Here is a 16,928-nt window from a genome sequence, read left to right as displayed (position 1 = left end):
AGGTTTTTATTTCGTTTTAAATATCTTTAATTGCTGTAATTTGAGCATAGCGCACGATGCCCTGTTCAAATAATTTTTGGCAAAGTTTAGCTGTCATTTGAATTTTCAAATCATCCAAGTTTTTAACTACATTTTGCGCCAAGTGCTCATGATAATAATTTGAAAAACCTGAGAATACCGCACCAGATATATCCTCAATTTCAATCTGCTGATAACCCTGTGCTTGAATGCTGTGCATCAAGTCTGCTTCTAATTGAAGATGACCTAAATGAACGTCCGCAGCTTTTAACAGCATTTTCAGTTGAAGCCTCTCAAAACGATTTAAATTCAAAAATGCATCGCTTAGCATCAGATAATGAAATCCAATCCGGCCGTTTAAATTTAAAATAGAATGGGTGGATCGCAGGAATAAATTTAAATCACAGTGATAAGCAGCATCCAGACACAGCACCACATCAAAAGGTCTAGAGAATGTCTTTGAATTTAAATTTAAAAAAGAATTTTGGATGATCTGTATATTTGAATTTAAAGTGTGTCGTATGCGCTGCACACATTCGACTTGTAATTCAACCGCGCAAAGTTGCTGAACATGGTAATGCTGTCGCCACAGCAATAGGCTCGCACCCTGCCCACAGCCCAAATCCAAAACCCGATCATTGGCATCTAGCTGTAACCGATCTGCAAGGCGCATGGCCAAAGCTTGGCCAGCCTCAGGGTAAGATGATTGACCATCCTCCCAATAGCCGAGATTGCTCCAAGCCAGTACAGCGTGATCTCCCAATTGTTTGGCATCAATTGCATACTTATGCTTTGGAAAATATTGCTGTAAAGTTTGGAGCCATTTCATGCTTTAGTAGCCGAGTTGTGGGGCAACCTCAACTTTAGGTTTTAATCCTACAAACGGCAATGGTGCACCAAAAATTTCTGCAATATGCATTGCAGAGGTCACTGCTGATTCTAAAATCGGTAAACCATCACACGACCATGAACCACAGAAAAAGACTTTTCGGTTTGCCATTTTATGACGCTGTTGTAATTCTTTATTCAGCGCGACGGTTTTTGAATCCACCACGGCACGGGTTAAGGTTACGGTTGAAATCACTTTTTTCGGATCAATTTCCGTCACGGGCTGCCACGTTTGGAACACCGCATTTTTACCAACCAGACTTGGTTCTACTGAGTTAAGCCAGACTGTGAACTGTTGACGAGTAAACTTACGATCCATCATATAACTGAGCACTGACCAATCTTTACGCTTTGGTGGCATCACAGAAGAATCGGTATGAATGACCAGTTGACCTTGCTCAAAACGGAATTGTCTTAACAATGCAATATCATCGACAAATTGTGCAGAATCTAAAAATTCTTCAATTTTGGTCGTTGGGGTTGCAACCACCACACGATCAAATAATTGCTGTTCGCCCTTGTTATTTTCTACCAAAACCTTTTCAGCTTGCTCTGTAACTTTGGTAATGGCCGAGCCACTTTGAATATTGATATTTTCAATCAACTTATCCACCAAAGCTGGGGTTCCGCCTTGTAGACGTAGTAAAGCATCGCCATCGGTCAATTGACGTAAAAAGATCAACAATGGTTTGGCAGGCCATTCACCAATGGTTTTTGGATTGCAAGTACAAATGGTATAAAGCACTGGCATAACTGCACCATGCCAAAATACTTCTTCAATCTCATGCTGATTAATAAACTCAGCCAAAGTCATGTCTTGATCTTTAGATTTGAAGAACTTAGCAATCGCAGTTTTAAGTTGCAACATGCCTTTAACCAAACGCCATCCATACTGTTGGAGACCTTTGCGATTATTAATAATTGGAAAATTGCCGATGCGACTTCGCGTCGTGGTTAACCACGTTTCAGTACGATCTTCAAACAGCCAACTACATGCCATATAGGTACGCACAGGATAGGTTTTAATGCCCAAATAAGTCGCAAGACTCAAGGTATTTTTCCATAAGTGCGGGTTCATGACACGTAAGGGAGCATCAATCAAACCACCTTCAAACTCTGTACTGTGGCTATCCATACCACGCCCAGTCAGCGCTTCGAAAATAGTAATATTATGCCCTGCATCCTTCAGAATTCTTGCGGTAGCAAGACCAGCCATGCCGCTACCAATAACTGCAATATCCAAAATTATGATCCGTCAATCTGACTTATATTGACTGAAATTATGACCCAATGTCGAAAAAATAGGGCTATTAAAAAATACCAGAATCACATCTTTTCATGCACCTTGTCTAAAATACACAATCAGCTGAAATTACATTCCATTACACTAAAAAGAAGCATGTAAACAAATTTATGCTTTTCTGAATCTTGTTCCAAATTAAAATTTAAGTTGTTTAAAAACAATAGATATAAATTAACTATTTTTAAAATAGATGTTTTACAACATCCGCAAAAGGCGCTAAGATACGCCACACATAAAAATGATAACTACATCACACAATATTGCATAGGTAACTATGCAAAACGAGCTAAAACTAGAAAGATACAGCGCATAAAAAATCCCTACTCTTGACCGAGTAGGGATTTCTTCTTTTAGACAGTCAGTGCTTAGTCCACCACAGCAACTGGAATTTCACCAAACTTTCCACGATTAAAATCATCAAAAGCCTGCACTATTTCCTCTTTGCTATTCATCACAAACGGACCATAACCTTGGATAGGCTCATTGAGTGGCTCACCCGTCAACACCAAAAATTTAGTGTCTGTGAGTGCTTGAAACTGGATTGCAGCTTCGCCATCTTGAGCGAACATCACAATTGAACTATCCACCACTTTTTGTGTGCCATTAATCAGCACTTCACCACTGAGCACAACCACAATGGTGTTATGAGTCACAGGAACATGCACAAAAGTTTCGTAGTCTGCTTTGAGTTCTCCATCCCATACATTGACTGGGCTGAAAGTTTGCGCTGGACCATGATGACCGCCAAACTCACCCGCAATAACACGGATATGTCCAGCATTATCATCCATTTCAATCCGTGGAATTTCCGCAACAGTCAAAGCTTGGTAACGTGGCGTAGTCATTTTATCTTTGGCTGGCAAATTCACCCAAAGTTGCACCATTTCAAACAGACCACCATGTTCAGCAAAGGCAGGTGAATGAAACTCTTCATGCACCACACCTGCACCTGCGGTCATCCACTGTACATCACCTGTGTTAATCGTACCGCCACCACCACTCGAGTCTTTATGTGTGACTTCGCCACTATATGCAATAGTAACGGTTTCAAAACCACGGTGTGGATGTGAACCCACACCACGTTGAGTCGTAGTCGGATCAAATTTGTATGGTGCAGCATAGTCCAACAGTAAGAACGGACTAATGGCTTGGCCTAAACGGTCGTATGAAAACAGGTTTTTAACTGGAAAACCGTCACCGACCCAATGCATGTTTTGATTGCGATATACACCTATTACTTTTTTCATCTTGGAACTCCTATATGGATAGGATGAATATGCAATCTATACTACCCCTTTCCTCAGTTCACTTATAGCTCTGTGCCAATACACACAATCACACCAGTAGGACAATATCATTAGAACCATCCTGCTTTTATAAAAACCATTTGAAAAACAAAGCCATCTTTTATTGTGATGGCATATTTTTGCTCAAATTTTCCTATTTTTAAGATTAAGCATCTCGTTTGGCTTATTTTATTGTCCCATTTTCATCACTAGGATGGTGCTAAATCGAGAAGCGAAAATAAACAGATCTTTGGCTTTTCGGTTTTATAGATAACCACATAGAGGATAGAAAAATGACTCAGCCATATATTCGTTTAGACAAAGATAATGCAGCAGTGCTGTTAGTTGACCATCAAGCAGGTTTGCTGTCATTGGTCCGTGATATTGACCCTGATAAATTTAAAAACAATGTGCTTGCCCTTGCCGCAGCAGCAAAATATTTTAATCTTCCCACCATTTTAACCACCAGCTTTGAAGATGGTCCAAACGGCCCTTTAGTCCCAGAATTGGTCGATATGTTTCCAGATGCTCCTTATATTGCACGTCCAGGACAAATCAACGCATGGGACAATGAAGACTTTGTCAAAGCAGTCAAAGCAACAGGTAAAAAACAGTTAATCATTGCAGGTGTGGTGACAGAGGTCTGTGTGGCATTCCCTGCACTTTCAGCACTTGAAGAAGAATTTGAAGTATTTATCATCACTGATGCTTCAGGAACATTTAACCCCATCACGCGTGATGCCGCATGGGATCGTATGTCACAAGCCGGTGCTCAACTGATGTCTTGGTTTGGTGCAGCTTGTGAATTACACCGTGACTGGCGTAATGATATTGAAGGCTTAGGCGCTCTTTTTGCAGCACACATCCCAGACTATAAAAACCTGATTCAAAGTTATAGCAAAAATACAGCGAGCAAATAATCTGCTGAGCGAAGAAGCGATCTTTGGATTAATGCCAATCAGTTCAGAAATTGATTGGCATTTTATTTTTAAATTCATCATGTTATTTGATAGGTAGAACTTTTATCTGGCACGATTCAAGGCAAAAACAGTTTAAACAAGTCAGCGTCCTGCGATCTATTTCCGCATCAAAGGAATCTGGCAAGTTCTGCAGTGAAACACGCTATGTTGCAAGATACTTTTTTACGGACTCAAAAATTAAGGGGCTCATGACAAGAAAACTGAACAGGCCAGCATTAGATCTTCAGATCACTTTTTCGTCGTGCTTACCCATCCGCAATGATACAGTGTAAGACATTCATAACAGACTGCGATATGTCGTAAATCTATACAGGCTTAAACACATCATGCATTCATTTGACGACTATTATTATTTCTATCTTGTGGTCAAACACGGGGGGTTTAGTGCTGCAAGTGAGGCCTCAAATATCACCAAATCGAAGCTCAGTCGCCGCATTTTAGACCTTGAAGCTAAATATAATGTGAACCTCATTCAACGCTCAACCCGTCACTTTAAAGTGACACCTTTGGGTCAGGAATTATTTGAAGAATGCCAACAAATTATTCAGCAAGTTGAAACTGCCAACAACGTTTTACTGAAACAGAAAAGCGAACCTCAGGGTTTAATCAAACTGAGTTGCCCTTCGGTCATGATGCGCTATCAAATTCGCAGTTTGCTCAATCAGTTTCTAAAACAATATCCCAAAGTTCAAGTTGAAATGGAGCTCACCAGTCGTCGTGTGGATGTCCTACATGATGATATTGATCTGGCGATTCGTACCAATTTCACAGCCAATGAAGACTCCAGCATTGTGGTACGTGATGTCGTAAGAACTACACATTGCCTAGTTGCCAGCCCTGAACTTCTACAAGGACGCAACATTCAATTTGCGACAGAATTGAATGATTTCCCAACCCTCGCGCTTGGGGTACAAAAGAACCAATATCAGTGGCTATTACATCATATTGAGACCCAAGAACAAATCGTCATTCCTTTGACCCCACGGATAAAAAGTAATGACGTAGCAGGCATTTATTATTCAGCCTTAGATGGTTTAGGCATTGCCAATCTGCCCTACTTAACCGTAGAAGATGACATTACAACTGGTCGATTGGTTCATATTTTACCTGACTGGTGTTCCAATATTGGCACCGTGCAACTGGTCTATGCTTCACGCAAAGGACAGCGCTTGGTCATGGAAAAACTGATTGAACATTTGATTCAAGGCCTACGCGACTTTGCCACCAACAGTAAAGGCTATCACCTTTAAAAAATAACCGTACTCAACATAAAAAAAATCAGCCACTGGGCTGATTTTTTTATGCGCATCGCTCCAATAGATTGGAACGATGCACGACCTTGTATCATTCGATCTACTTAGATTTTACCGACCAAATCAATTGAAGGAGCCAACGTCGCTTCACCTTCTTTCCATTTTGCAGGACATACTTCACCTGGATGCGCATGTACATATTGCGCAGCTTTCACTTTGCGTAACAATTCAGAAGCATCGCGGCCAATACCGCCTGCATTAATTTCAATAATTTGGATTTTTCCTTCGGGATCAATCACAAATGTACCACGATCAGCCAAACCATCAGATTCAATCAGTACTTGAAAGTTTTTAGACAATGTCCAAGTCGGATCCCCAATCAATGGATATTGAATTTTACCAATCACATCCGAAGTGTCATGCCATGCTTTATGGGTAAAATGAGTATCTGTAGATACACCATAAATTTCCACACCCAATTTTTGGAATTCAGCATAATGATCAGCTAAATCGCCTAATTCGGTTGGACAAACAAAGGTAAAGTCAGCAGGATAGAAAAATACAACAGACCATTTGCCTTTAAGGTTTTGTTCAGACAACTCAATAAATTCACCATTTTGGTACGCTGTTGCATTAAACGCTTTAACTTCAGTATTGATTAAACTCATGTATTTTTCCTCAAAAATGAATGAATGTGCTTAAGTAATGAAGCTAGAATACGTGCAAATTAAAAATTGGTGAAACAGTAAGTTTTTATGAAATTTATCGGTTTTTTAGATTAGAAAACCCTCGTTAAGTTTTACCCTTTTCACAGTTGTCACTATCAAGTTTTACATCTGAAATGCGTTTAAAGACTGCCATGCTGCTTGAGCTAAAACGTTTGCATAATCTGTAGGTAAAGGGCTTACTCGACCAGATAACCAAGCACGGCAGTAGCTTTCTGTTGGTCCAATCATCAGAGAAAGGCGAAGTTCAACTGGCACAGCAGTCATGTACTCGGCATCAGGCTGAAGCGCCAGCCACTGACCTAATTGCAAATTACGCTGTAAGTTTTCCTGCTTTAACGTTTCGGCATGTATCCCTTGCTGCACACTGTAACTGGCTGCATATAAAAATCGTGCAAAATCAGGATACTGCTCTACCCAGTCCAGATAACTATGAATAACGGCATACAGTCCATGTTTAAGGTTTTGACTCTGTTGCAAAGCGTGCATACGTTGAGTCGCTTGATCCTTTAAAGCCGAAATATATAAAGCCGAAACGATGCCTTCTTTATGTTTAAAATGATGATAAATCGCCCCAACACTGGTCTCAGCAGCATCTCGAATCATCTCTATGGTCGTGCTTTCGATACCCTGCTGAATAAACTGTTGTAAAGCACAATTTAAAATCTGACGTTTAAGCTCCGCACGTCGACCAGGATAAATTCGTTCAAGTAAGGCTATGTTTTGCATCATCATTCCTTTTTTATTGTGCTCATCATAAATCAAGACTCGCTCTTTTGTGTAGCAGAGTCGTCAAATCAGCCAAATACAGAATAATATTCTGTATGAGAATATTATTCTTCAAATAATGCATGAAGGACATCACCATGAGTCAAGCCTTAAAAATATGGAAAACCCTAGAAGCCAAACCTGCTGGGAAATGGACATTTTCAAAATTGCTGTGTTTAAAGGCGCCTTATTTCAGCAGTATCTCCCCATTATTCGAACAACTGCGCCCAGACTACTGCGAAGTGAGCATAAAAAAACACCGTGCTGTGTTGAATCATATTGGTACTGTACATGCCATTGCGATGTGTAATATGGCAGAACTCGCCGGAGGCACCATGACCGATGTGACCGTACCCAATACGCACCGCTGGATTCCAAAAGGCATGCAAGTAGAATATATACAGAAAGCATCGACTGATTTAGTCGCAGTGGCAACACCAGCACAGTCCAATTTTGTTTGGAATGAAGGCAGTGATTATGTGGTCAATGTTGAAGTTAAAAACACTGCTCAAGAACTGGTTTTTCGTGCCACAATTACAATGTGGGTTTCACTGAAAAAATAAAATTTGCGACCAAAACCCACTATTCGATGGTGGGTTTTCAATCCGTTCATCTTAAATGCGTACAAACTAACAATGATCTTTTTCAAATGAATTTGCATACACTCTGTTAAGATGAATGATGATCTATCCCCATTAATTTCATTTTAAAAAATAGAGAAAGTCATGGCCCAAATTAAAATCTATGCTTTAAATAAAACCATAAAAAGACATCGAGATCATCTAAGTATTGCCATTCACCAAGCGTTAACCAAAACACTGAAATATCCCATAGAAAAAAAGTTTCAACGTTTCATTTCATTAGAATCAGAACATTTTATTTACCCATCAGACCGTACAGAATCTTACATCATTATCGAAATCTCTATGTTTGAGGGCAGGACAAAAGAAGCAAAAAAAGCCCTTATTAACACACTATTTCAAAACATTAATGATTTATGTGGAATTGATTTCAATGATATTGAAATCACAATATTTGAAACCCCAAAAGAAAACTGGGGAATTAGAGGTAAAAATGCTGATGAATTACAATTAAATTATCAGATCAATATTTAGAAAATAAAATACAGTATAAAAAAACAAATATTTAACTGTGAGTTTCCAATGAAGACACTTTAATGCAGGCACATCCATAACAGAAAAGCCCTTGAAAATGCAACTGTATAAATTCATTGATACAAGATCTACGATATTAAATGATCACTTTAACTTATTTAATTATCAGAATAAAAAACATCGCAGGGAATATGACACCTAATAAAAAAAATACAAATGGGGCAACATACCTATCCACCCATACGGGGCTATTTCCATGCCCATCTGTAAATAGACGCTTTTTCCCTATAGATAACGTAACTAAGAGAAAGGCCAAAAAATACAGTATATTTTGATTAAATAAAGCAAGATTTTCAAAATAATGGATGCCATGTGTTCTTTCTGAGAGCAAAAAGAATATAAAAACGGTATAGCCGATAAAGCCTGTCCCACAACACATCCATCCAGAGGCTTCGCTTTTTGATTGTCTTAATTTCAATTTTTAAGCCCTTTAAAATAAACAAAGTGCCTTATCCAAAATATCTGAGTTTCTCTGCACATAAAAAAAGAACTTGATATCAATCAAGTTCTTTTTGATCACTTTGTACAAGGTTTATACCTGATACCAGTTAAAACGGAAGGTCATCATCCATATCCGCTGGTGCTGTTGCAGGCGCAGACTGAGGTGCTGCTTTTGGTGCAAAACCACTTGGGTTATTGTTCGCATAACCACCTTGTTGGTTGTTACCACCTTGATTGCCACCATAACCGCCTTGGTTGTTATTGTTATAACCTCCACCTTGGTTATTGTTGAAACGTGGTTGTGCATAACCATCATTTCCGCCTTGCATTTGCTCACCTTGCTGACGGTTGTTGTCTAGCATCTGCATTTGCTCACCACGGATTTCTGTGGTGTAACGCTCTTGACCATTTTGGTCTGTCCACTGGCGCGTGCGCAATGAACCTTCAATATACACTTTTGAGCCTTTGCGCAGGTATTGTTGCGCAATTTCACCTAGACGGTTGTGTAACACAATACGATGCCATTCAGTTTGCTCTTTACGCTCACCTGTACTTTTATCTGTCCAAGAGTCGCTGGTTGCAATTGAAAACTGAGTCAACGAACCACCATTTGGAAAAGTTTTCGTCTCTGGATCTCGGCCTAATGTGCCCACTAAAATAACTTTATTTACACCGCGCATCTGATGTTTACTTCCTATCTATTTCTATTATTTACTTTATAAGAGTTATGCTTAAATGGCTACCTCTTTCCCTAACAACTGCGTTAAATCTTGTCGCGTCGCATCATCTATTTGCTGCTTATCGACCTTGACATACGCCACTTGCTGATCAGACATCACCACGACCTCTTCAATACCACGAATCGCTAAAAGTTGGGAAGTCCATTCATCTGTTTGTTTATGTTCAGGTAAACGTAGCACCATCGAAGATAAATAGCGTGGCTGCGCCAAACCAAAACTAATCAATAACCAAATAATGGCAAGTCCAGTCAGAATACTCCAGCCCAAAGCAGTATTGTTTAATAACAATAATTGTCCACCTGTAACGCCACCAAAAAAAGCGCCTAAAAACTGGCTGCTGGCATTTACGCCCATCGCGGTGGCTTTAGACTGAATTGGTGCGGCTTTCGATAACCATGAGGGCAACAACGCCTCCATAACATTAAAAGCAATAAAGAATAAGCCCAAACCCGTGAGCAAAATATACTTTGACTCAAAACCAAAAATTAGAATGCCTAGGCCTAAAATAATACCGCCAATCGCAGTTAAAAAGATGCCACGCATCTTGCGGTATTTTTCAGCCAATACAATACTTGGGAAAGCAAAAAACAGGCTAATTACCAACAATGGCAAGTACACCCAACCATGCGAATTTAGTGGAATTTTGGCAAAATCAATCAACTGTGATGGGACATAAATAAACATTGCTGTCAGCAATAAATGTAAGCTAAACACTGATACATGCAGGCGGTTCAGATCACCCATTTTTAAAACTTGTTTGAGCTGAGCCAAATAACCTTGATCAAAATTTCGATGGTGGCGGGTAACTTTTGGAACCAACAGCAACATTGAAATGGCGGCCAAGCCCATGATCGTCGTTACCCAAAACAAACCTGAAATACCCACCAAACCTGTAAGCCACGGCCCCAAACTAAAGGCTACAGCAAAAGAAACCCCCGATACTCATCCCCATGGTTGCCATGGCTTTCATGCGGTTTTCTTCACGGGTCACATCGGCGAGGAGCGCCATCACCACAGCAGAAACAGCACCACCACCGGCAATAGCACGACCAATAATCACCCCATAAATAGTGTCTGACATTGCCGCAATTGCACCGCCCAAAGCAAACAGAAGCAGCCCAAAAACCACCAAAGGCTTCCGACTATAACGGTCAGCAATCAGACTAAACGGAATCTGTAGAATAGCTTGGGTTAAACCATAAATCCCCACAGCTAAACCGAGCAGTGCAGGTGTTGCATATTCATAAGTCTGCCCTGCTACAGAAAAGACAGGGATGATCATGAACAAACCCAACATGCGTAAGGCAAAAATACTGCTTAAGGCAAAAGTTGAACGACGTTCTAAAGCATTCATCATAAACGAAGACAGACTGTATTGAATTAATCTTGGATCAAGATTATAGGCTATTCAATCCGACTAGCGACATGAATTTTATATTTAATAAAAGCGTTCCTGATCTGAAAAACAAAAAGCGCAGCCTGAGCTGCGCTTTTCTTCGGTTCAAAACAAGCTGCTTTAAACGGCTTGATGTTTTTGATATTGGATAGACGCAATCACGGCCCAAACAATAAAGGCTACACCAATTAAACCTGTAACAATTTCAGGAACATGAAGACCTGTACCACTTGCCAGCATAATAAATGCCAAAGCACCAATTGCATAGTGCGCACCATGTTCAAGGAAGACATAAGCATCCAAGGTGCCTTTTTCGACCAAGTAAATGGTCATCGAACGCACAAAGATCGCACCAATGGCAAGGCCCAACATGATAATCACGACATCAGAAGTAATGGCAAAGGCACCAATCACACCATCGAAACTGAACGATGCGTCGAGAACTTCGAGGTATAAGAAACCACCGATACCCGCTTTAACGACACCTGTCGTTGCGCCATTGGCATCATGCACAATTGCATTACCATCTTCATCAATTTCAGGCTCGCCACCGAGTAAATGGCTCAGTACCTGTACACCAATATAAACCACGATGCCCCAGATTCCTGCCATAGTCACGACTAGACGTTTGGCTTCATCAACATTCGCCGCCATCACCAAGAGTGCAATCAAGGCCAAGAATACAGACATTGCAGGGACATTGGCCAAGTTTGCCAAACGACGCTCCAACCAACGGAACCAGTGCGTATCTTTACCTTCATCCAAAAAGAAGTTAAGAAACACTAACAATAAGAACGCGCCACCAAATGCAGCAATTTCAGGATGATGATCCATCAAACGTTGTGAATAAGTCTTCGGATCATTTAACGCCAATTGAACGACTTCAACGAAGCCCATATCTGCAGTTACCGCCACAATTGCGACAGGGAAGATTAAGCGCATACCAAATACAGCGACTAAAATCCCCACGGTAAGGAATAACATTTTCCAAAAATGATCCCAACCACGTAACACGGACGCATTGACCACAGCATTATCAAAAGATAAAGAGACTTCCATCACCGCTAAAATGGCAGTAATAGTCAGTGCAGTAAACATGGTCTTTAAGCCCGCTTCTGGTCCATGGGTAAAACCCCAGTACGCAGACAACGCAAGACACACGATCGTAAAAATGATAGAGAAACCAAAATGTTTCATCATGACAGATCGACCTTTAAAAAATTTGGAAATTAACTAAAACTTAAAAATCAGGTTGAGTTTTATGGTCGCAATTATGACCGTTTTTGTAGATGAAACCAAAACATCTTCGTTAATTTTTACTTATTTCCTCACCACACAGTGTTGGATTGTTCTTCCGAGTCAACAGTTGTTATAGTCTTGCCCATATTTCGGCTTTTCTCAGGATAAATTAATGGCTTTTTCTCAAGATGTTTGGCAACGTAATGTCGACTTATATCAAAAAACATTGGCTTTGCCTTTTAACCAAGAATTGGCTTCAGGTAGCTTGAATAAAGAAGCGTTTTGTCATTATGTCATCCAAGATGCACATTACTTGGTGGCTTATGGTCGCGCGCTCGCCGTATGTGGCGCCAAAGCTTATGATGCTGATGACATTATTCAGTTTAGCCAAGGGGCCAAAGAAGCAATTGTAGTCGAACGCAGCTTGCACGATGGTTTTATGAAAAACTTTGGGATTTCAAAACAACAATTTGAAGAAACCCCTTTGACTTTAGCTTGTCATCATTACACTTCTTTTTTAACCGCAACAGCATGGTCTGAAAGCTATCCTGTGGTGTTAGCAGCACTCTTACCTTGTTTTTGGATTTATGCTGAAGTCGGTAAAGACATTGTGGGCAACTCTATCGCTAACAACCCATACCAAGCCTGGATTGATACTTATGCAGGAGAAGAATTCAATCAAGCTGTGCGCAATGTGATTGCAACCATTGATAAAGTAGCTGCACGTTGTGATGCTGACACCATTGAGAAAATGCATAAAGCCTACCGTAAAGGGGCTGAACTGGAATGGTTATTCTGGGACAGCGCTTACAAACAACAGCAATGGCTCGGTTTAGACCACGCTTAAAAGCTCAAATGATCCCAAAAGCCCTGAACCCTTCAGGGGCTTTTTTATGGAACAAACATTGTATTTTTTCAGATGACGCGATTGCTATTTTAAGGATTTAAAACTAAACTTTACCAATGATAATAATTATCATTTGCATAATTAACTTTCGAGGGCCATTCCCATGCATCCTGATACTCTAGGTACTGAAGCCATTCGTGCATTTTTTACCGTACAATGCTGCTGGCTAAATAACGAAGAAATTTATCTTGAAAAAGGCTGTTTACACTGCGGTTCTGCCGCGACCTATCTGATTTATTATACCAATCCACACATTCAAAAACTGATGTTAGCTTTTATTAAAAAATATCATTGTCTTTTAAGTCGGCAACAAGATTTACTCGACTTACCTGACTTTGAAAATGACTACGACACTTTCTTGCAAACCCTTGAGCATGAGGTTAATTTTTATGCGCGAATTCATCATGACATCGCGCGTCCTTTTGCTTTTGAAACAGTCGATTCAATCTTTGAACGTAGCTATGCCATCGCATGTTAGTCGCAGCATAAGAGCATCACTATTACGATCTCATTCAGGCGTATGACAAACGATACAAATGACAACAGCATTTTAGCTTTGCCATACACCTGACATTTTTAATGTTTCTTCTATTCCTATATTTATATCAAACTTTTCATCTCCAACTCTCAGTCTGTCACTCTACTTTGAGACTTGTCTCGACCATCAAATCTAGCTACAGTCTATCAGCAGCATTTTTTTCTTCTAGCCGACATAATTTGTCGCTATAAAATCATCTGTAACACTTGAACAAAGCATAAGTCGTTATCATATACCTCCTTTATCTGCACAATTTCGAGATAGTTTTATGAGCCAAAGTCATATCCGTATTCGAGGCGCACGTACCCATAACTTAAAAAATGTGAACCTTGATATTCCCCGCGACAAATTCGTGGTGATCACGGGACTTTCTGGTTCAGGTAAGTCGTCGCTTGCATTTGATACACTGTACGCCGAAGGTCAGCGTCGTTATGTCGAATCGCTCTCGGCCTATGCGCGCCAGTTTCTATCACAAATGGAAAAACCTGAAGTTGACTCAATTGAAGGCTTAAGCCCTGCAATTGCGATTGAACAAAAGTCGACCAGCCACAACCCACGCTCTACGGTGGGCACCATTACCGAAATTTATGACTATTTACGTCTACTCTACGCACGTGTCGGCACACCGTTTTGCCCAGAACATGATTTGCCGATGGTGGCTCAGACTGTGTCGGAAATGGTCGATGCAGTAAAAGGATTAGATGAAGGGACCGCCCTGATGCTGCTGGCGCCAGTCGTGCGGGAACGTAAAGGTGAATATTCAAACCTGTTCGAACAACTACAAAGTCAAGGTTTTGTGCGTGCCCGTGTCGATGGTGAAATTGTAGATCTCGACCCGATCCCAGAACTCGATAAAAAGAAAAAGCACACCATTGAAGTGGTGGTGGATCGTTTCAAAGTCCGTGATGACCTCGGCAACCGTATTGCAGAATCTTTTGAAACTGCTCTACGTCTCGGTGGTGATATTGCCATTCTCTCGTGGATGAACGGTGAACATCCCGATCGGGTCTTTTCGGCTAAACACTCGTGTCCTGAATGTGACCGTGCTGTTGCAGAACTGGAACCACGTTTATTTTCATTTAACAACCCCTTTGGTGCCTGTCCAACCTGCGATGGTTTAGGGACTCGTAGCCATTTTAATGCTGAAAAACTCATTCCAAGCCCCGATGTTTCGATTAGCCAAGGCGCGATTCGTGGTTGGGACAGACAACGCCCGTACTACTACAGCATGATTGAAAAAGTGGCGGCGCATTTTGGTTTTTCTTTGGATACGCCTTGGAATGAACTAGATGCCGATACCAAAAAGAAATTCCTCTATGGTACAGGCAAAGAAAAAGTTGATCTCAGTTACATAGATGAACGTGGTCGTAAACATAACCGCGTACAAGCCTTTGAAGGAATTTTGCCGCACTTAGAACGTCGTTACCGCGAAACTGAAAGTAACTATGTTCGTGATGATTTGGCACAGTATTTATCCAATGCGGCCTGTGATGCCTGCGGTGGCTCACGTCTGAACGAAATTTCACGTCATGTTCGTGTCAAAGACAAAACCATTGCCCAAATTACCAAAATGTCGATTGGCGATGCTGAAAGCTATTATCAGGACTTAAATCTTGATGGGGCTAAAGGTGAAATTGCCGATAAGATTTTTAAAGAAATTCGTGAGCGCCTGCATTTCTTGGTCTCTGTGGGTCTAAACTATTTAAGCCTATCGCGTTCAGCAGAAACCTTGTCTGGTGGTGAAGCGCAACGTATTCGTCTAGCTTCACAAATTGGCGCAGGTTTAATGGGCGTGATGTATGTCCTCGATGAGCCATCTATTGGTCTGCATCAGCGTGATAACGACCGTTTGCTGGAAACTTTGGTTCGCTTACGCGACTTAGGCAACACAGTGTTAGTGGTTGAGCATGATGAAGATGCTATTCGGGCAGCAGACCATATTATTGATATTGGCCCAGGTGCAGGGATTCACGGTGGTCATGTGATTGCTGAAGGGACGTATGATGAAATTCTCGCGAATACAGACTCGCTCACAGGTCAGTATTTATCAGGTAAACTGAAAATTGAAGTTCCGAAAAAACGTACTGAACCACCAAAGCCTGATGAACAAATTAAATTGATGGGTGCTGCGGGTCATAACCTACAAAATGTAGATTTAACTATTCCTTTAGGCGTGATGACCTGTGTCACAGGCGTGTCTGGTTCGGGTAAATCAACCTTGATTAACCGTACATTATTGCCTTTGGCAGCGACTCAACTGAATGGTGCAACCACTTTAACTGCAGAAAAGTTTGACTCGATAGATGGTCTGCAATTCCTTGATAAAGTGGTTGATATCGACCAAAGTCCGATCGGTCGTACACCTCGCTCCAACCCTGCAACCTATACTGGTTTATTCACCCCAATTCGTGAACTCTTTGCACAGACCCAAGAAGCCAAAGCACGTGGCTATGCCGCAGGGCGTTTCTCATTTAACGTGAAAGGTGGTCGCTGTGAAGCCTGTGAGGGTGACGGCATGATCAAAGTCGCAATGCACTTTCTACCTGATATGTATGTGCCTTGTGATAACTGTCATGGTAAACGCTATAACCGTGAAACCTTAGAAGTCGGTTATAAAGGCAAGAATATTTCGGATGTGTTGGAAATGACGGTGGAAGATGCCATGCATTTCTTCGACGCGATTCCTGTCATTCACCGTCGTTTGGAAACCTTGAATCAAGTCGGTTTAGGCTATATTCGCTTAGGCCAGTCTGCAACTACACTATCAGGTGGTGAAGCACAGCGTGTGAAGCTGGCTCGTGAACTAGCGAAACGTGATACGGGTAAAACGCTGTATATCTTGGATGAACCAACTACAGGTCTACATTTCCATGACATTGCTAAGCTTTTAGATATCTTGCATGAACTGCGTAATAAGGGCAATACCATTGTGGTGATTGAACATAATTTGGATGTGATTAAAACCGCAGACTGGATTGTGGACTTAGGTCCAGAAGGAGGTTCAGGTGGCGGGATGATTATCGCGGAAGGAACGCCTGAACAGGTTGCGAAGAATAAAATTTCGCATACAGCGAAGTTTTTGAAGCCGATGTTGAAGTAGTAAATCCTCCCCAACCCTCCTTTTAAAAAGGAGGGAGTTCCCATTACTAATCAAATGGTGTTCCCCTCTTTATCAAAGAGGGGTTAGGGGAGATTCAATAACTGTCGCCTAAAAAAATTACAATTAATGATTTATTCAATTTCATTTTAAAAATATCTACAAATATAGAAT

General features: G+C 41.0%; 15 protein-coding genes and 1 pseudogene. 7 read left to right on the top strand and 9 right to left on the bottom strand.

What is annotated here, in order from left to right:
• Positions 1-16 precede the first annotated feature (16 nt).
• The 3 genes from ACZ8ZH_RS00900 to ACZ8ZH_RS00890 form a co-directional block, all read right to left on the bottom strand.
• A complete protein-coding gene (locus tag ACZ8ZH_RS00900; protein WP_119063286.1) occupies positions 17-847 on the bottom strand; it encodes an SAM-dependent methyltransferase in 831 nt (276 codons plus the stop codon).
• A gap of 3 nt (positions 848-850) precedes the next feature.
• Positions 851-2,149, bottom strand: coding sequence for an FAD-dependent oxidoreductase (locus tag ACZ8ZH_RS00895; RefSeq protein ID WP_213033324.1), 1,299 nt, complete (start codon positions 2,147-2,149; stop codon positions 851-853).
• Between the two features lie 425 nt (positions 2,150-2,574).
• Positions 2,575-3,456, bottom strand: a complete 882-nt coding sequence (locus tag ACZ8ZH_RS00890) for a pirin family protein (protein ID WP_110974229.1) — start codon at positions 3,454-3,456, stop codon at positions 2,575-2,577.
• Between the two features lie 332 nt (positions 3,457-3,788).
• Here ACZ8ZH_RS00890 and ycaC point away from each other — a divergent pair, with 332 nt between their 5' ends.
• Both ycaC and ACZ8ZH_RS00880 read left to right on the top strand, forming a co-directional pair.
• Entirely contained in the window at positions 3,789-4,415 is a 627-nt protein-coding gene (gene ycaC, locus ACZ8ZH_RS00885; RefSeq protein ID WP_086209128.1) for an isochorismate family cysteine hydrolase YcaC, read from the top strand.
• A 386-nt stretch (positions 4,416-4,801) separates the two neighbouring features.
• Complete coding sequence (locus ACZ8ZH_RS00880; protein ID WP_119063288.1) at positions 4,802-5,725, top strand: LysR substrate-binding domain-containing protein; 924 nt, start codon at positions 4,802-4,804, stop codon at positions 5,723-5,725.
• A 107-nt stretch (positions 5,726-5,832) separates the two neighbouring features.
• Here the strand turns inward: ACZ8ZH_RS00880 and ahpC are convergent, their stop codons facing one another.
• Both ahpC and ACZ8ZH_RS00870 read right to left on the bottom strand, forming a co-directional pair.
• Positions 5,833-6,396: an alkyl hydroperoxide reductase subunit C gene (ahpC, locus tag ACZ8ZH_RS00875; protein ID WP_086209130.1), complete on the bottom strand. Its 564-nt coding sequence runs from the start codon at positions 6,394-6,396 to the stop codon at positions 5,833-5,835.
• A 162-nt stretch (positions 6,397-6,558) separates the two neighbouring features.
• Entirely contained in the window at positions 6,559-7,182 is a 624-nt protein-coding gene (locus ACZ8ZH_RS00870) for a TetR/AcrR family transcriptional regulator (protein ID WP_162900247.1), read from the bottom strand.
• Positions 7,183-7,319: 137 nt separating this feature from the next.
• On the opposite strand from ACZ8ZH_RS00870, the gene ACZ8ZH_RS00865 reads away from it, so the two are divergent.
• Both ACZ8ZH_RS00865 and ACZ8ZH_RS00860 read left to right on the top strand, forming a co-directional pair.
• Entirely contained in the window at positions 7,320-7,784 is a 465-nt protein-coding gene (locus tag ACZ8ZH_RS00865; protein ID WP_086209131.1) for a hotdog fold domain-containing protein, read from the top strand.
• A 162-nt stretch (positions 7,785-7,946) separates the two neighbouring features.
• Positions 7,947-8,336, top strand: a complete 390-nt coding sequence (locus tag ACZ8ZH_RS00860; protein ID WP_086209132.1) for a tautomerase family protein — start codon at positions 7,947-7,949, stop codon at positions 8,334-8,336.
• Between the two features lie 154 nt (positions 8,337-8,490).
• Here the strand turns inward: ACZ8ZH_RS00860 and ACZ8ZH_RS00855 are convergent, their stop codons facing one another.
• From ACZ8ZH_RS00855 to ACZ8ZH_RS00840, 4 genes and pseudogenes are all read right to left on the bottom strand, one after another.
• Complete coding sequence (locus tag ACZ8ZH_RS00855) at positions 8,491-8,814, bottom strand: hypothetical protein (RefSeq protein ID WP_139841354.1); 324 nt, start codon at positions 8,812-8,814, stop codon at positions 8,491-8,493.
• Positions 8,815-8,944: 130 nt separating this feature from the next.
• On the bottom strand, positions 8,945-9,517 hold the full coding sequence (gene ssb / locus ACZ8ZH_RS00850) for a single-stranded DNA-binding protein (RefSeq protein ID WP_086209134.1): 573 nt from the start codon (positions 9,515-9,517) through the stop codon (positions 8,945-8,947).
• 51 nt (positions 9,518-9,568) lie between these two features.
• Positions 9,569-10,934: pseudogene (locus tag ACZ8ZH_RS00845) on the bottom strand (MFS transporter).
• A gap of 159 nt (positions 10,935-11,093) precedes the next feature.
• Positions 11,094-12,173, bottom strand: a complete 1,080-nt coding sequence (locus ACZ8ZH_RS00840) for a DUF475 domain-containing protein (protein WP_086209136.1) — start codon at positions 12,171-12,173, stop codon at positions 11,094-11,096.
• Positions 12,174-12,384: 211 nt separating this feature from the next.
• Between ACZ8ZH_RS00840 and tenA the strand changes: the two genes are divergently transcribed.
• From tenA to uvrA, 3 genes are all read left to right on the top strand, one after another.
• Entirely contained in the window at positions 12,385-13,059 is a 675-nt protein-coding gene (gene tenA, locus ACZ8ZH_RS00835) for a thiaminase II (protein WP_086209137.1), read from the top strand.
• A gap of 163 nt (positions 13,060-13,222) precedes the next feature.
• A complete protein-coding gene (locus ACZ8ZH_RS00830) occupies positions 13,223-13,597 on the top strand; it encodes a hypothetical protein (RefSeq protein ID WP_119063289.1) in 375 nt (124 codons plus the stop codon).
• Between the two features lie 328 nt (positions 13,598-13,925).
• Complete coding sequence (gene uvrA, locus ACZ8ZH_RS00825; protein WP_119063290.1) at positions 13,926-16,757, top strand: excinuclease ABC subunit UvrA; 2,832 nt, start codon at positions 13,926-13,928, stop codon at positions 16,755-16,757.
• Positions 16,758-16,928: the final 171 nt, after the last annotated feature.

The sequence above is a fragment of the Acinetobacter sp. SW-226 genome, from assembly GCF_055632855.1.
Note: the sequence above shows the minus strand (reverse complement) of the source record. Positions and strands in the feature narration are given on the sequence as shown.